We start from the raw sequence: 12713 nt of genomic DNA, 5'->3' as shown, positions 1-12713 counted from the left end.
CCTTTAAATTGTTACAATCCTTAATCCAATCACAGCAATAATGATTAGACTCAAGTAGAATTCGCTTGGCATCATTTAATTTATTATAAAAACCAATATATAAAAAAGCTTGGGAGATAACACAACTAGGTTGTCTCTCTCGGTCTGTTATCCCTCCGTGTCCAAAGACAAATCTTTGCGTTCCCTTTTGTTCCAGCCCTTTACAATAAAACGGTATCCTAGGAAGTCTTAACTACACAATTATACTTAGAGATTTTGTTTAATTAGAATGAATATTCACTATTGTATTTGAAATTATCTTACCTTAGAGGGTTAGAATTTAATTCATTGAATGATGTTTATTCATACCCACCCTTTCACTCCCTATAACACCTCAACGCTTCCTCTAAATACTCAACATATTGCTCAATATATTCCTTTGGCTCAATGATTTTAATCTTTTTACCGAACCCTGAGAGAAATTGATACGCATACTGATTTTGAGGTAATTCGATGCTCGCCAGGAATCTCCTTTTATCTATCTTTTGAATGGCTTGTCGCCCGTACCTTTCAATAAATTGGTCTCTGACACTAATGTCTAGCTCTATTTTCACTTCCGGTGTTTTACGTTCAACGACTTTTTCTTTTTTGGTTCCTTTTTCGTTGAGCATTTGACTTTGTGGTCTTGGGGTGAACAAACCTTCTTTCTTTAAGTCTGTCATTCTCGATAGCTTAAACATTCGATCATCTTGACGTTCTAAGCAGTATCCAATCAAGTACCAATGAACCTCAATCATTTTTATCCTGTACGGTTCGACCACCCGATGTGTGATCTCCCCTTTATGATCCACATAATCAAATGAAATAGAGTGATTCGTTCGTATCGCTTCAATTAGATAGATGACTTCTTCATTCAGTTGATTTCGACCTACCCAATGATAAAAGCTTAGATCCAGACTAGGTGTTAACTCCAGATGACTCATTCCTTTTATCTTTTGAATAGTCAGATCGATGTCTTCATTCATAATTAGCTGTTCAAATCCATCTAATGCCACAACGATGTTTTCAATGTCCTTATGAGTCAATAATCGCTTATCGAACTTATATTCATCCATGAGTGCATACCCACCTGCATGGCCTTGATGCGCATAAATTGGAATATTAGCATACGTTAATGTTTCAATATCCCGTTGTATCGTACGCTTGGATACTTGAAAGAGACGACTAAATTCAGACGCAGGTACTACTTCTTTCTGTAACAAAATCATGATCATTGATATGAGTCGTTCAATTTTCTGCATAGTTCCCTCCCATATACGACATACATATGTCACCTATGGTCTATTATACTTCGGTTATACCAAGAAGGAGGATATAACATATGAAAACAATCGCATATTTACAATGTAACGGAAACGCAAATGAGGTTTTGGCATTTTATGAAACAGCTTTACAAGCAACAGTCAAAAAGGTAAGCTTTGGAGTACTTCCGCAAGACCCATCTGTTCCTCTCTCCACAGATGAACAAGATATGATCATGGAGTCTCGCTTAACGTTCTCAGATAACGTATTGATGGTTTCAGACGTATTACCATCAATGCAAGCTGTCACGGGTGAAGTACGTGTAGGAACAAATGTCTTGATCAGCATCATTGACGGTGACCCTGATACAAATAAAACCATTTTCGCTAACCTTTCTAAAGGCGGAACGATCATTATGCCAATCTCATCGGTGCCTTGGTCTTCTAGCTTCGGTATGCTCATTGATCAATTTGGTGTGATGTGGAAATTCAATAGTGATGCTAGTTCATTTTTGGATAACCTCGTTTAATCTAGTAATCCAATTCAGCCCTTTCGCTCATAAAAAAGCGCATTAGCCTTAGTCTAATGCGCTTTGTATTGATATAATTTAGAAAGAAGGTATTAAGATGAGTTGTGAATGTACTACTCTCAAAGCATTAAAAGTCGAAGCGGATCGGAGCAAATCCAATATGGTGTAAAACCTGTGGATGTAATCTCGAGTTATCCGACTTCCAACTATCTCTCCCCCTAGCTAGAGAGCTTCGGGAATGGGCCGAGCTCTACGGACAATGGATTGATTGGGACACAGATACGCTGATCCCAAATGGAATTCAGATGGAGGACGATCATAACGAAGCTGGTATTCTATTAGCCAAGAAGCTAAAAAGAGAATGGTTTGGATCTTACACGGTCACATTTATCCCTTCAAGTATGGCTAGAATGTATGCGAATAAAAAATAACGATCATGTTATGTGGTTAAGTTTAGTGACATTCGTACTGTTTTTAAGATATGACCATCAAAATTATCGTCAAAGGTATCCACTACGTTAAAACCCTTTTTTTCGTAAAAGCTTTTCCCTTTTATGTTATCAGACTCAACTTCAACAAATACATGATCTGGATTCAACTGCTTACATCCAAATTCAAGTAAGGCTGACCCAAGCCCTTGCTTTTGATGCGCTGGATGTAGATAAATGGCCGCTAGTTCCACATCCCCGTTTTCTTTTTTATTTGAGAAATTTGCAAAACCTAACACTTGATCATTTACTTTTGCTACATAAAAGGGGGATCGTTCTAGTCTCATTAATAAAACGTCCTCATTGTATGCTTGACTCAGAAATTTCGTTCTAACTTCTTCTGAGATAATGCCCTCATATGTATCGTGCCAGCTAAGCTCGGCAATATTCTTCACTTCTTTAATTTCACTAGGTTTCATCAAAGATATTTTCATTAAAGCCCTCCATTAGTGATTTTTAATTTGTTATAAATATTTCTCATCATTTCTTCCTGTTGAGCATTAGAGTTCGTCTGAAGGTTAAACTGAACATGATCATTAGCGTGTCTTGGAATAATGTGAAAATGAACATGTTTAATGTCTTGTTCCGCATGTTCCCCATTATCTTGGAGTATAGAGTAATCCGGGCAAACTCCTGCTTTTACTAACAAATGAGCGGCACCTATGATGGATTGCATCAGTTCATTTGCAGCTTTTCTGTCATTCAATTGATCCATAGTTATAACATGCTTATTTGGTACGACAAGCATATGACCTTCTGCGATTGGACTACTATCTAAAAAAGTCGTCGTGTCCTCATTTTGAATGATCAAATACGAATCTGCCCTCTTATGAACAATGTCACAAAACACACAACCGCTGTCTTCCATTAGTCCCTCCTTGTTTTGCTCTCCTTTGTTTGTTTTTTTCTTATAGATATATATCACCAAACATACTTCCTATATTTTATGATTAACCCTCTTACTCCTAATTTATGTGTCTATTTCTATGAGTATAACATTAAGCACTCATAAATGTGGTAAATTTACCAATAAATAAGATATAATATTAATAACATGTCTACAATTATTGGAGGGATATATGGATATCATCATTTCTCAACCTAAGCAGGAGGACGACCTTCAAAGTTTAGAACATCATATCATTTCTGCATCTAAAAACGATCTTGTTTTCTTCCCTGAAGGTTACATAAAACGTTATGAAGATGTGAGAAAAGTCGCAAAGCTAGCCCATAGCCAGGGCATTTTTGTAGTTACCGGTTATTTAGACAGGGATTCAAAAGACCGCGCTCTAATCATTGATAATAAGGGGAGAATTCTTTTAGATAGAAGAAAAGCTAGAACGAATGAGCAATTGGTTGAGCCTTTCCATATTTCCTTAGGTGAAATGAAAATTGGCTATATCTTATGTATGGAGATCTTAAAAGGGTATGAGCAATTAGATCAGTACATTGATACGAAGTTAGATATGATTTTTCACCCAATCGGTACAGGCATGTTCAGTGAAGCGCAATTTGCAGAGTGGATCCGCGAAGCAACGAGAATATCTGAGAAATACAGTACAACTGTTATAGGAACGAGTCACGCCGATGGTTCATTTCAGAACTGTGGGATATCCATACCTATATCTTATGTCGTGAAGAAAGGTGAGACTATCTTCATATCAAAAGATGATACGAGAAGTAGAATGTATAATCATGGGACGGAAAGAACGTATATTTTTAATACGAAAAATGAACATTAAAAATGAAGTACTGACATGATAGGAATGTTTACTTTTCATATGTTTCCTCTACTAAGCTATTATAAGCTTCCCTATCAACTACCTGCCGAACATCCGGTTCTAACAGTTCGTCATGGTCCACTGGTTCAATCGATGCTAATTCATCATCTGCTATTTTTCTTTTAAGAACGTCTCCATCAATATGATACGTTCCAAGTTCTTCCCCGTAAATCCAATAATCAGCCATACTTCCGCTCGTGGTCTGACGAAGAAAAAGAAGATAGGTGTCACCAGCCTGGAAAATCTGATTTTGATTAAAGAGCACTTTATCAGATCCTGATTGCAGAAACGTTATCTCCTCTTCTGACTCTCCAACTAGCGTGTGCACCACTTTTGCACTGTGTTTGGTCTTACACATATTTTCAAAAACCGTCTCACTATCCAGAATCTCAACTTCCGCAATGAGATCTGCTTGCTTCACAGAGTCTGAAAAAGGAATCCATTCAAGCGATGCCTCAATGGCTCCGTATTGTTTACACTCCGCAATTTCAGTCGTACCTAAGTTACAACCTACAGTGATTAGTATGATTAACAATAGGACTATAGATTTCTTCATCGTATCTTCTACCCTCCTCATTATGTTCTATTTTTCATTATAGTTTAAGATGGTTAAATCTATCCTTTTTTCTTTTCTACAAAAAAAGCGTACTAGTCGCTAAACTAGTACGCTCATTTAATGCGATTATACGTTGAATAATCCACCATCAATTGTGTACGAAGATGACGTAATGTAAGCAGCTTCGTCTGATAATAGGAATGCAATCAGATTCGCTACTTCATCCGGCTCTCCATAACGTTTCATTGGGACAGCATCATTGTATGCATGTTTAGCAGCCTCAGCATCTTCAGAAACATTTGATTCAATATTACGCATCATCTGTGTGTTAATCACTCCTGGGTTTACTGTGTTCACACGGACATTATGAGCAGCTGATTCAACAGCAGCTACTTTATTAATTCCCATAACGGCGTGTTTAGAAGAATTATATAGAACCATACTTGGAGAACCAATTAATCCAGCTACAGAAGATGTGTTAACAATGGAACCAGCATTTTGATTTTTCATAACTGGCAATACATGTTTCAAACCAAACAATACACCTTTCACATTGATACCATACACGAAATCAAACTCTTTTTCTGTAATTTCCTCAATTGGTTTAGCGGGTCCTTCAACACCTGCGTTATTCACAAAACCATCAATACGGCCAAATGTAGCTACAGTTTGTTCAACATAGTTTTTAACATTCTCTTCACTTGATACGTCAGCTTGTACAACAAGACTATTCTCTTTTGTTAGAGAAAGCTCAGATTGGACTGCCTCAATTGCTTCTTTATTTAAATCAACCAATACAACCTTGGCTCCACCAGAAGAGACTTTTTTACAACTTCTTTCCCGATACCGCCTGCTGCCCCTGTTACAATGATTACTTTATCTTTAAAATTCATAACTGAATCCCCCTAGTATATATCTAATTAATCGAGATCACTCTCGAATTAATACATATAGTATAGATCTATTTATACCTATTTATAAGTACGCACTTAAATGTGGTATAGTATCTTGAAAGATACTAAGACGACTACTGTCTCTTAAAAGTTTAGATAATAATAAATATCTGAATTACCTCGTTCAGATGTAAACTCGTAATCTCTAGTGTTTAACCCACCTATCTCAAAACCATACTTTAAATAGAATCGATTTGCAGCTAGATTGTAGGCTTGGGCGATGGTGCTAAGACCCTTACAATTTCTTTCTTTTGCAATGTTGCTTGCAACATCCAGTAATTTTTTAGATATACCTTTTCCTCGAAAGTCCTTTTTCACCTTGAGATCACTTAGATAACAGTATTTATTCCAACCATCCTCAAATATTGCTAGACCAACACATTGATCTTGTTCGTATGCAGCAACCGCAAATCCTTTTTGACTTACAATGTCAAAAGAATAGTTCTCTTCTGGAAAGATCTTCTCCTTTGGATGATCAAAGATTCGTTCTTGATATGCCCATGTATCATTCGGCCTCGTAACAATTAATTCACCAAAAATCTGAAATGCTTCGTTCGGTAAGCTCAAACTCTCTTTCATCTCTTCTGTGACTTGTTCAATTTTCAATGGAAGGCCCCCATTCGTATAAGTAAGGTCAATTCTAGTATACTCTATCTCTAAAAAAAGAAAGTCATCCACTTATATGTGAATGACTTTTCATATGTGTATTATTATGTTTGCCATGTTGTACTATCTACCTATAGTACGATGTTTCAAATAACCTTTGCCACACCTTTAATCTGATCTGATCGTACCCTCCTTGCAGCAAGCACACTTAATAGATCCTGCTTGTACATAAACCCCTTCTTGATGGCATAGGAAGTTATATCGTTAGGATTTTCTAAGTAGGATGATGACCCGAAGTAATGATTTTGTCCGCTAGTAAACTTAATAGAATAGAAGAAAATAGTAGCTGCTCCTTACTGTATTGAATTTAAGTTCCACTAATGATGTGCATCAAAATCTTTATACCCACTTTTCTGAGTTTCAAACCAAAAAACTTAACAAAAAGAAATTAATTCTTATTTTCATATCTTAACCGCTTTAGATAAATATGAAATAAGACCCTTCTCCAATTGCAAAAAGTGATACGAGTTCAAGTTCACTCTGACTTTGCTTTCTCTGTTATATCCACTAATGATGAGATGAGTATGAGGCAAACGGTCATCAGCTGAAAAATGATTAATTCCTAGCCAATCAAGACTTTGTCCCATCAGCTCTTCTAAGTCATTCATGCTCATTCTAATGACTTCTTTGAGTACATCTTCATCGTGACCCAAAACCTCTTTGTTAAAATGAATAATCATACGATATCCACAATCATTCCCCTTTGATGGAAGATTGTTCAGTAATTTAACAAAATGATCTTTTGTTGTTTGATTGTGATTATGATCAAAAAAAGCTTCTTTACGTAAGACTTTTTTACCTATATACGTTATGTGACCTTTTAATTGTGTTAAGGGAATGACATGGCTTCTCTTAAATAGTAAATGTTCAATCTTTATATGCATTATCATCGTCTCCTCTATGAAACGCAAAAAAGCCCATCACCAAATGGACATACTAATCCTCTGGTGACAGGCTCCTCCTAAAAAAGAAAAATATATTAAATAGTAGATTTAGTATACACGAAATTTAAAGATAGTACATTCCATACATCATTTATTTTTGAATGTGCCTTATAAAAAAACCAAAGCTCAGAATGTTGAGCCTTGGTCCATCAATACTTTGCTTTTGGTTTTGGATAACCAATTAGTATAGCAATGATCCCACATATCGCTATTAAAATGGGGTAAATCGTGTATGGCATAATGAGGATTGGTGATATTCCTGCTACAGTGGCAGCAGCTAAAAATTGTGCACCATAGGGTAGCAGACCTTGGACAGAGCATGAAAAAAGGTCTAATATGCTAGCTGATTTTCTCGGCTCAATTCCATATTCATCTGCAATATTTTTAGCAAGTGGTCCAGTTATCAGTATAGCAATTGTATTGTTAGCTGTAGACAGGTCTGTAAGACTGATCAAACCAGCTATGCTAAATTCTGCTCCTTTTTTAGACTTTATTTTTCGAGTTGCAAGTTGAAGAAGAAAGTCTATGCCACCATTATATTTAATAACCTCCACCATTCCAGCTATTAAGATGGCAAGGAACGCGATTTCATACATACTGGCCATTCCCTCACCGACTTGTTGAATCAAACTCAAAAATTGATAACTCCCATTAAATAAACCAACCAAACCCGCAAGTACAACCCCTAAAACCAAAACGAGGAATACATTAACACCAATTAATGCAAAAACAATGACTACTATATAGGGAATGATGTTAACCAAACTATAGCTTAATTCTTCAAACTGTCCAGATTCTCCTAATGCTAAGAAGCTTAAGATTACGCAAGTAACAATGGCTGCTGGTAAAACAATCAAGAAGTTAACTTTAAATTTATCCTTCATTTCTGCACCCTGTGTACGAACAGAAGTGATGGTCGTATCGGATATAAATGATAAATTATCCCCAAACATCGAACCACCGATAATCGTACCCATTAATAGCGCCATTGAAAGATCCGTTTGACTACTTATTCCAACACCAATAGGAGCGAGAGCAACGATCGTACCGACCGACGTACCCATTGAAAAGGAAATAAAGCAAGCTATGACGAATAATCCGATCACGAGAAGGTTCTGCGGGACGAGTGATAAAGTAAGGTTCACCGTAGACTCTACGGCTCCCATCCCTTTTGCAACCTCAGAAAATGCTCCTGCTAATATAAATATAATAACCATTAACATGACATTTGGATTGCCTGCACCTTTGCAGAAGATATCAACCTTCTTAGTAAGCGATTCTTTTTGGTTCATGGCTAGAGCTACACATGCTGATATGGTAATAGCTACTATGACTGGGAACATATAAAAATCTCCCGTCACAATTCCAGAGCCAATAAATAAAACTAAAAAAACCGCAAATGGGATAAGAGCCCATGGATTTGCTTTCATCATTTGTTCCACCTCATTAATAAAATTACCCGCAAAAAAAGCCTCTTTTTAATCCATAAGAAGAGGCTTTTTCACTATATAAGACACTCATCTTATCTATCAAGCCTTAGCTTTCTGGATTTGGCACAGCAACCTATATATAAGTTCCGCTGCCGAGATTTCAAAGGGCCAGTCCCTCCATCTCTCTTGATAAGAAGATATTATATTTTTGCAATAGATAGGATTATACACACTCCCCCTGCCTTTATCAAGTAAAAATCGATCTGAAAAGATGCCATGTGAAATCTACACCACATTGTGTGTCAGATCATTAGGCAAAACGATAAACTATGAAGTATGCTTTATATAGAATGAAAAAGGTATCAAAAACGGTTGAATTTCAAAAAATATTTAATCGTTTTAGTCCAACGATTAAACGTGGATGTTAGTACATTTATACACTTACGAGGAGGAGGAATAACCTTGGAGAACAGTCCCTCTAAATATGATGTAAAAAGCACTGGATTCGGATTAACCTTATCTCTAATTAATGGAAAGTACAAAATGGTCATATTGTATTTGTTGTTTGAACACCAGATTATTAGACATAACGAATTAAAACGGCAAATAGGGACAATCTCATTTAAAACACTTAGTATGATGCTGAAAGAGCTTGAAAAGGACGGATTGATAAACAGAGTTGAATATCCTCAAATTCCTCCTAAAGTTGAATATTCATTGACTGAACGTGGACTTTCACTGATTCCAGTGTTGGATTCAATGTGTGAATGGGGAGAAAGTCAAACGAATACAGAAGCAACCTAATGCGATTGCTTCTGTATATCGGATGGCTAGAGTGTTTGTAGAAATTGGACATAGTCCTTTGCGCTTGTTTCAATCTCCTCTTTTGTACTAAAATCCGCATTATAAAAGGCAAAAAATTGCTGGTAATTAGCGTTGCAGTATGTTGCCGTGATTTCAAAAGGAACGAGCACTTCTTCTAATCGATATTTGTATCGTCCGTCCTGATCATACTCCTCTTGATGTCCCCCTGCAGTAACGCCTAATGCGATTTTCCGATCTTCTAAATGATTCCCTGCCTTCCCAAAGGCCCAGCCTTCTGTTAATACCTCATCTAACCACTTTTTAAGCAATGGTGGACAATTAAACCAATAAATTGGAAATTGTAAAACAAGATTTCCATGTGCCATAATAAGCGATTGTTCCCTCTCCACATCAATGACCCCATCAGGATAAACTCTCGCCAATTCATGTACAGTGAACAAGTCAGGGTACTTCTTAAGCTCTTCTATCCACTTTTTATTTACAGCAGATGATTCAATATCCGGGTGTCCCACAATAACTAACGTTTTCATTTCCCATCCTCCTTTTGATTTGTCCTCATTATAGAGGTGGTTTTAAGCTCATGTAAGTACGCACTTATTTTTGGGGTACTTACTTGAAGGTTAGTGTGGAACGTAAAATCATTTAAACTAATTTTTTTGAAATAAGATAAGAAACATAAATAAGCGCCAAAGCCTAAGAGCCTTGGTGCTAGCTTTTATGGATTGCCTGATAAACATTCCATGTCTTATTCTAGTTCTAATAAAACTAATTCAATTAATATACCTGTCATCTCTTTTGGTACAGTATAAAGAGTATGAGTATCACTGTTATTCATCAAAGAACTCTTTTCATTCGGATCATCATTAATCCATAATAATACTTCTTCGCTCGTATCATTCGTATAAGTTATGATCAAGCTATGGATTGGCTCTATCATACTAACAATCCCATTCATCTTATTGGTGCGATCAAATACGTTTTGAAATTCATTTAACGTGTCCTGATCGGTTATCACAAAGCTCTTTTTTTCATCGACTAATTGTTTAACCTCAATACTCTTTATCTCATCTGGTATATTTATTTTATTTGTCGTCAAGCCAGTATTACAACACATAACAAATAGACTACTACCAATAATAACAATAAGAAGCCTTAATATAGTCTTCAATCGCATCACCTTTCTACCCTTCAACTAACGCATAATAATAATGAACTTCTCCATCTTCTTCCACAATCAAAATATCATCTCTTTCATTTGCTTCAAAAATTGGCGAGCCTACGGATAATTTATTCGCTGTTCCATTACTGTACTCAAAGTGATCCTTTTCTACTTGTTCTTTAACCTCTCCTACTTGATCTCCTTTAGTTAATGTTAATTCATCCACCCAATCCACATTTGTATTGTAGATAATCCCGTTAAACATAAAAATATCTGCTTCTTCGTCTAATGTTAGAATTTCCTCGGCAGTCGGATTTTCTTCACTGTTTGACGTAGCAATTGGATCATCTTCATTTGAACAGCCTATAATTAGTGCAATCATCCCAAGAAAAACTATACTCAACGTTTTATGCATAGGTCACCTCTTTTTTTGTTGTTCTTCATCTTCATCACATGTCTTGCTTTTCTACTTCATACATTAAAGCTGAACTCCTACGACTTTGCCAACTTAATCCGAAAAACAAAGGCCTTTAACCGGTAATTCATCATCCAATCATATTTGTTTCTATAATCTGTTGCCCATTTGATTAACCCTCCATATTATATTCGAACAAAGTACTATAATTCCTTGGTGTAAATAAGGTTAGTGAGTCATATCTCTTTTCCAAGATACTCCTGTATGTTTATTTTGATCTAGAATTAAGAGCGCTTTGTTAGTCTGACAACTAGACTCTTATAACAGTGATTTGTTAACATGACTAATAAAGGACTGATGAGATGAAAAAAGCGAAAGAGAAAGCCTCCTAAACGAATAAATTAAATATATTTAGGAGGCTGAACATCACTATGTTTACACTTATTAATCGGGATAATTGTGATCGAAAAGAAATCTTTGATCACTATTTAAATCAAGCGACAAGCTTTAGTTTAACGAAGGAATTAGACGTGAGTCATTTACTCCCATTTATAAGGGAAAATCGGTTCAAGTTATACCCAACGTTTATTTATTTAGTCACTAAGATAGTGAACTTAAATCATGCTTTTAAAACTTCTTTTAACTCAGAAGGTGAATTAGGTTATTGGGATTATCTAGATCCTATGTACACTATTTTTAATGAAAAAGATAAGCTGTTTAAGGGAATTTGGACGCACATGACTCCTAACTTTGATGATTTTCATCACGCATACCTTGCTGATGTAAAGAAGTACAAAGAATACGGAGGACTTTTTCCTAAAAAACCCATTCCACAAAATACAGTATCTATCTCCATGATTCCATGGACATCATTTAGTGGATTTAACTTAAACATTGGTAACAACCCAAACCATCTTTTACCTATAATTACAGCTGGTAAATTTGTTGTGAAGGGTAACAGAATTGTCCTGCCAGTTTCATTACAAGTACATCATGCTGTTTGTGATGGGTATCATGCAAGCATCTTTATGGAACAATTCAATGAGTTCGTAAAAGCACCTGACATTTCTCTTAAGTAAAAAATATACACACTCGTCTATCATTCAATGTCGAGTGTGTTTCCCTATTTAGGCTAATATTACATGGTATTCATTTGAAATGTTTTAATATTCTTTCTGCGAGAGAGGTGAATGAATAATAGAAATGAAAGAAGAAATACTCGAACATCAGCGTCATTCAATTGAGTTTGTAGAGTCATTAAGGGGATTAAATAACAAGCTTTGGAGAACACCCATTTCCGAGGGGAAATGGACAATTGCAGAAATTATTGGTCATTTTGAATCGTGGGATACCTTCATCTTAAAGAATCGATTACCCTATATTATAATGGAACATGAGCTCCCTAAAAGTCCTAAAAGTGAAAAGATCAATGCCAACTCTGCCTATATGAGTAGATCTGAAAAACAAGATGTAACGATTAATACATTTGTTTTAACAAGAAGAGAACTGTATAAAGCGATTCATAACATACCAGATGAAATGTGGACAAAAACATTTTCTATAGGAAATACGACGGTATCAATGTATGAGTACTTTACTGGATTAGCTAAACATGATCATCATCATTTTAATCAAATTAAAGATTTTTTGAGCAGATACAAATTATAAACACTCTCTGGCTAAATT

General features: G+C 35.8%; 16 protein-coding genes, 1 pseudogene and 1 riboswitch. Of the genes and pseudogenes, 6 read left to right on the top strand and 11 right to left on the bottom strand.

The annotated features are described in order from the left end of the window. Positions 1-356 precede the first annotated feature (356 nt). Positions 357-1280, bottom strand: a complete 924-nt coding sequence (locus JNO66_RS14295) for a helix-turn-helix transcriptional regulator (protein ID WP_203089117.1) — start codon at positions 1278-1280, stop codon at positions 357-359. An 80-nt stretch (positions 1281-1360) separates the two neighbouring features. Here JNO66_RS14295 and JNO66_RS14290 point away from each other — a divergent pair, with 80 nt between their 5' ends. Both JNO66_RS14290 and JNO66_RS20835 read left to right on the top strand, forming a co-directional pair. Beyond that, on the top strand, positions 1361-1810 hold the full coding sequence (locus tag JNO66_RS14290) for a VOC family protein (protein ID WP_203089116.1): 450 nt from the start codon (positions 1361-1363) through the stop codon (positions 1808-1810). A gap of 305 nt (positions 1811-2115) precedes the next feature. Beyond that, on the top strand, positions 2116-2241 hold the full coding sequence (locus tag JNO66_RS20835) for a hypothetical protein (RefSeq protein WP_273753715.1): 126 nt from the start codon (positions 2116-2118) through the stop codon (positions 2239-2241). A gap of 8 nt (positions 2242-2249) precedes the next feature. Here JNO66_RS20835 and JNO66_RS14280 read toward each other — a convergent pair whose 3' ends face one another. Further along, entirely contained in the window at positions 2250-2732 is a 483-nt protein-coding gene (locus JNO66_RS14280) for a GNAT family N-acetyltransferase (protein ID WP_203089115.1), read from the bottom strand. Next, entirely contained in the window at positions 2732-3166 is a 435-nt protein-coding gene (locus tag JNO66_RS14275; RefSeq protein WP_203089114.1) for an HIT family protein, read from the bottom strand. The genes JNO66_RS14280 and JNO66_RS14275 overlap by 1 nt, the downstream gene beginning before the upstream one ends. Positions 3167-3377: 211 nt before the next feature. Between JNO66_RS14275 and JNO66_RS14270 the strand changes: the two genes are divergently transcribed. Next, positions 3378-4040 carry a carbon-nitrogen hydrolase family protein gene (locus tag JNO66_RS14270; protein ID WP_203089107.1) on the top strand — a complete coding sequence of 221 codons (663 nt, stop codon included), beginning with the start codon at positions 3378-3380 and terminating at the stop codon, positions 4038-4040. Between the two features lie 28 nt (positions 4041-4068). Here the strand turns inward: JNO66_RS14270 and JNO66_RS14265 are convergent, their stop codons facing one another. The 5 genes and pseudogenes from JNO66_RS14265 to JNO66_RS14245 all read right to left on the bottom strand — a co-directional run bounded on the left by JNO66_RS14265 (position 4069) and on the right by JNO66_RS14245 (position 8631). Then, positions 4069-4635 carry a hypothetical protein gene (locus JNO66_RS14265; protein ID WP_203089105.1) on the bottom strand — a complete coding sequence of 189 codons (567 nt, stop codon included), beginning with the start codon at positions 4633-4635 and terminating at the stop codon, positions 4069-4071. 126 nt (positions 4636-4761) lie between these two features. Beyond that, positions 4762-5528: pseudogene (locus JNO66_RS14260) on the bottom strand (SDR family NAD(P)-dependent oxidoreductase). 144 nt (positions 5529-5672) lie between these two features. Next, positions 5673-6194, bottom strand: coding sequence for a GNAT family N-acetyltransferase (locus tag JNO66_RS14255; protein WP_246483288.1), 522 nt, complete (start codon positions 6192-6194; stop codon positions 5673-5675). Positions 6195-6655: 461 nt separating this feature from the next. Continuing rightward, a complete protein-coding gene (locus JNO66_RS14250) occupies positions 6656-7138 on the bottom strand; it encodes a hypothetical protein (RefSeq protein WP_203089104.1) in 483 nt (160 codons plus the stop codon). Between the two features lie 209 nt (positions 7139-7347). Further along, complete coding sequence (locus JNO66_RS14245) at positions 7348-8631, bottom strand: Na+/H+ antiporter NhaC family protein (protein ID WP_203089103.1); 1284 nt, start codon at positions 8629-8631, stop codon at positions 7348-7350. Positions 8632-8717: 86 nt separating this feature from the next. After that, positions 8718-8824: riboswitch (SAM riboswitch) on the bottom strand. Between the two features lie 266 nt (positions 8825-9090). Between JNO66_RS14245 and JNO66_RS14240 the strand changes: the two genes are divergently transcribed. Beyond that, complete coding sequence (locus tag JNO66_RS14240) at positions 9091-9432, top strand: winged helix-turn-helix transcriptional regulator (RefSeq protein ID WP_246483287.1); 342 nt, start codon at positions 9091-9093, stop codon at positions 9430-9432. Positions 9433-9458: 26 nt separating this feature from the next. Here the strand turns inward: JNO66_RS14240 and JNO66_RS14235 are convergent, their stop codons facing one another. The 3 genes from JNO66_RS14235 to JNO66_RS14225 form a co-directional block, all read right to left on the bottom strand. Continuing rightward, positions 9459-9983 carry an NAD(P)H-dependent oxidoreductase gene (locus tag JNO66_RS14235; RefSeq protein WP_203089102.1) on the bottom strand — a complete coding sequence of 175 codons (525 nt, stop codon included), beginning with the start codon at positions 9981-9983 and terminating at the stop codon, positions 9459-9461. A gap of 215 nt (positions 9984-10198) precedes the next feature. Next, positions 10199-10621, bottom strand: coding sequence for a hypothetical protein (locus JNO66_RS14230; RefSeq protein WP_203089101.1), 423 nt, complete (start codon positions 10619-10621; stop codon positions 10199-10201). A 13-nt stretch (positions 10622-10634) separates the two neighbouring features. Continuing rightward, entirely contained in the window at positions 10635-11027 is a 393-nt protein-coding gene (locus tag JNO66_RS14225) for a hypothetical protein (protein WP_203089100.1), read from the bottom strand. A gap of 431 nt (positions 11028-11458) precedes the next feature. Between JNO66_RS14225 and catA the strand changes: the two genes are divergently transcribed. Both catA and JNO66_RS14215 read left to right on the top strand, forming a co-directional pair. After that, a complete protein-coding gene (gene catA, locus JNO66_RS14220) occupies positions 11459-12106 on the top strand; it encodes a type A chloramphenicol O-acetyltransferase (protein ID WP_203089099.1) in 648 nt (215 codons plus the stop codon). 124 nt (positions 12107-12230) lie between these two features. Further along, positions 12231-12695 carry a DinB family protein gene (locus tag JNO66_RS14215; RefSeq protein ID WP_203089098.1) on the top strand — a complete coding sequence of 155 codons (465 nt, stop codon included), beginning with the start codon at positions 12231-12233 and terminating at the stop codon, positions 12693-12695. Positions 12696-12713 lie beyond the last annotated feature (18 nt).

The organism is Alkalicoccobacillus gibsonii (assembly GCF_016798245.1).
Taxonomy (GTDB): Bacteria; Bacillota; Bacilli; order Bacillales; family Bacillaceae_D; genus Alkalicoccobacillus; species Alkalicoccobacillus gibsonii.
This window is presented reverse-complemented; position numbering and strand designations above follow the sequence as displayed.

Coding starts and splice junctions, on each gene's coding strand:
- catA (WP_203089099.1), top strand. CDS start 11,459: ATGTTTACACTTATTAATCGGGATAATTGTGATCGAAAAGAAATCTTT.
- JNO66_RS14250 (WP_203089104.1), bottom strand. CDS start 7,138: ATGCATATAAAGATTGAACATTTACTATTTAAGAGAAGCCATGTCATT.
- JNO66_RS14235 (WP_203089102.1), bottom strand. CDS start 9,983: ATGAAAACGTTAGTTATTGTGGGACACCCGGATATTGAATCATCTGCT.
- JNO66_RS14265 (WP_203089105.1), bottom strand. CDS start 4,635: ATGAAGAAATCTATAGTCCTATTGTTAATCATACTAATCACTGTAGGT.
- JNO66_RS14295 (WP_203089117.1), bottom strand. CDS start 1,280: ATGCAGAAAATTGAACGACTCATATCAATGATCATGATTTTGTTACAG.
- JNO66_RS14215 (WP_203089098.1), top strand. CDS start 12,231: ATGAAAGAAGAAATACTCGAACATCAGCGTCATTCAATTGAGTTTGTA.
- JNO66_RS14245 (WP_203089103.1), bottom strand. CDS start 8,631: ATGATGAAAGCAAATCCATGGGCTCTTATCCCATTTGCGGTTTTTTTA.
- JNO66_RS14290 (WP_203089116.1), top strand. CDS start 1,361: ATGAAAACAATCGCATATTTACAATGTAACGGAAACGCAAATGAGGTT.
- JNO66_RS20835 (WP_273753715.1), top strand. CDS start 2,116: ATGGAGGACGATCATAACGAAGCTGGTATTCTATTAGCCAAGAAGCTA.
- JNO66_RS14270 (WP_203089107.1), top strand. CDS start 3,378: ATGGATATCATCATTTCTCAACCTAAGCAGGAGGACGACCTTCAAAGT.
- JNO66_RS14275 (WP_203089114.1), bottom strand. CDS start 3,166: ATGGAAGACAGCGGTTGTGTGTTTTGTGACATTGTTCATAAGAGGGCA.
- JNO66_RS14225 (WP_203089100.1), bottom strand. CDS start 11,027: ATGCATAAAACGTTGAGTATAGTTTTTCTTGGGATGATTGCACTAATT.
- JNO66_RS14280 (WP_203089115.1), bottom strand. CDS start 2,732: ATGAAAATATCTTTGATGAAACCTAGTGAAATTAAAGAAGTGAAGAAT.